The 2,594-nt window shown below is 73.2% G+C and carries 1 protein-coding gene; it reads left to right on the top strand.

The window, feature by feature from the left end; all coding sequences use genetic code 11:
* Positions 1-487: 487 nt before the first annotated feature.
* Positions 488-2,594: S53 family peptidase (locus ABZ641_RS32550; RefSeq protein ID WP_359987680.1), on the top strand; the 2,107-nt coding region annotated here is incomplete at its 3' end.

Genomic DNA, 2,594 nt, shown 5'->3' with positions numbered 1-2,594 from the left:
CACCCCCGCCGCCGCCCGGCGGCGGCTGCCGGCTGCCCGGCGCGGTGGGTGTCGGCTGGCACGGCTTCGGCGTCCTCACGGATGGGACTACGGGTCGGCCCGGACAATACACGCGAATCGGCGCCGGACCCGGCAGGTGCGGCCGCTCGTCGGGAGGGAGCCGCCTGGTCAGACGTGCCGGCGGACCGCCGGACGCCGCACCCCCGGTACCCGCTCCGACGTGAGCGGATGTCATGCGTCGGCCGGTGGGCGACGACTGACGGCCCGTACGGTCGTGGGCGATCAGGCTATGGGTTCCCCCGGGACTGGTCATGCACCGGTAAATCTTTTCCGCCGTCCCTTGAGATCCACGTGATCATCGGAATAGATGGCTCACGGCAGTCAACCATCGACGCAGGCCGGGGACTTCCTCCGCCGGCCCGCTCTGCCGCGCCCTCGTTGAGCGACACCGACGCTCCACCATTCTTTCCCGAAGTGGGGGACAGACGTGCCCATAGCACGCAACCGGATCTCCAGGATCGCCGTACCGGCCACCGCCGCACTGATCCTGGGAACCCTCGGGGCGGCCGCCCCGGCGGGCGCTGCCACGCCGACCGGCGAGCAGACCGCCAAGCCGCTCCCCGGCACCCACCCGGAGTGGGCCACCGCGCAGGCCGACGCCGGCGCCGTGCCCGACTCCGCCCCGGCCTCCGCCCGGATCTACCTGGCGGGCCAGGACCAGGCCGGTCTCGCCGCCCTCGCCAAGGCGGTCTCCGCCCCGAACTCGCCGGCCTACGGGGCGTTCCTCCCCGACGGCCAGGCCGAGGCCCGGTTCGGCGCCTCCGCCGCGCAGGTCAAGGCGGTCACCGACTGGGTGACCGGCGCCGGCCTCAAGGTCGACGCCACCACGGCGCACTACGTGCAGGTCTCCGGCAGCACCGGCGCCCTCGCCAAGGCGTTCGGCACCGGCTTCCGCACCTACCGCACCGAGGACGGCCTGCACCGGGCCGCCGCGAAGGACGCCGTCGTCCCGGCCTCGGCGGCCGGCGCGGTGCTCGCCGTCAGCGGCCTCAGCGACACCCTGCACAAGAACACCTCGCACGCCGTCTCCGTCCGCGAGGCCGAGGCCCGTGCGCAGGCCGGCGCCAAGTCCGCCCAGCTGGCCGCCCCGGCCGGGAAGGCGCCGGCCACCCTGCCGACCGTGCCGACCTGCTCCGAGGACGGCTACGGCTCGAAGACCGCCAAGGGTGCGCCGGACGGCTACGAGAAGAACGAGCCCTTCGCCCCCTGCTCCTACGTCCCGAGCCAGCTGCGCAAGGCGTACGGCGTGACCGACGCCAAGGTGTCCGGCAAGGGAGCCCGGATCGCGATCATCGACGCGTACGGCCTCGCCAGCATGGAGCAGGACGCCGACCACTTCTCCACGCTGCACGGCGACAAGCCGTTCGCGGCCGGGCAGTACCGCGAGTACGTCACCCCGGACAAGTGGACCCACCAGGACGAGTGCGGCGGCGCGGCCGGCTGGGCCGGCGAGGAGGCGCTGGACGTCGAGATGGCGCACGGCCTCGCGCCGGACGCCCAGGTGGTCTACGTCGGCGGCAACTCCTGCTACGACCAGGACCTCTACGACGCCATGGCCAAGGTCGTCGACGAGCACCTGGCCGACGTGGTCTCCAACTCCTGGGGCGAGATCATGCACGGCACCGGCGGGGACCTCGACCCCGCGGTGGTCGCCGCCGACAACCAGCTGTTCCAGCGCGCCGCGGTCACCGGCATCGGTTTCACCTTCTCCTCCGGCGACTGCGGCGACAGCTCGCCGGGTGCCGCGGCCACCGGCGTCAACTGCCAGACCGACACCACCCAGGCGCAGACCGACTGGCCGTCCTCCTCGCCGTGGGTCACCTCGGTCGGCGGCACGGCGCTCGAACTCGCCGACAAGGCCGGCCACTACGGCCGCGAGGTGTCGATGGGCGACCAGCGGTCCGTCCTCTCCGACGACCAGAAGTCCTGGACGCCCTTCCCCGGCAAGTTCTACTTCGGCGGTGGCGGCGGCGTCTCCAAGGACTTCGCCCAGCCGTGGTACCAGCAGGGCGTCGTGCCGGACCGGATCGCCAAGACCGCGGCCGACGGCACCAAGTCCGCGACCCCGCTGCGCGCCACCCCGGACGTCGCGATGAGCGGCGACCTGGTGGCCGCCACCCTGGTCGGCTACACCGACGGCGGCACCTACAGCGAGGGCGGCTACGGCGGCACCTCGGTCTCCGCCCCGGAGTACGCGGCCATGCTCGCCGACGCCGTGCAGGCCCGCGGCGGCCGGGCGGTCGGCTTCGCCAACCCGGCGATCTACGACCGGGCCGGCGGCGGCGCCTTCCACGACGTCAACGACTCCGCCGTGCACAACAAGTTCGGCAACGTGGTCGACCTCGGCCTGGTCGGCGGCGCGCTGAAGGTCCGGCTCTACAAGATCGCGGCCGACTACGGCCTGTCCGCGGCCAAGGGCTACGACACCGCCACCGGCGTGGGCACCCCCGGCAAGGACTTCTTCAACTCCTTCCGGCTGCCGCCGAGGGCCGTCGCAGACATGGGCTCTGGCGGCGATCACGTGACGGGCCGTC

Origin of the sequence: Kitasatospora sp. NPDC007106 (genome assembly GCF_040634455.1) — a bacterium.
GTDB lineage: Bacteria > Actinomycetota > Actinomycetes > Streptomycetales > Streptomycetaceae > Kitasatospora > Kitasatospora arboriphila.
The sequence above is the reverse complement of the archived record's forward strand: the minus strand, read 5'-3'. Positions and strand labels throughout refer to the sequence as shown.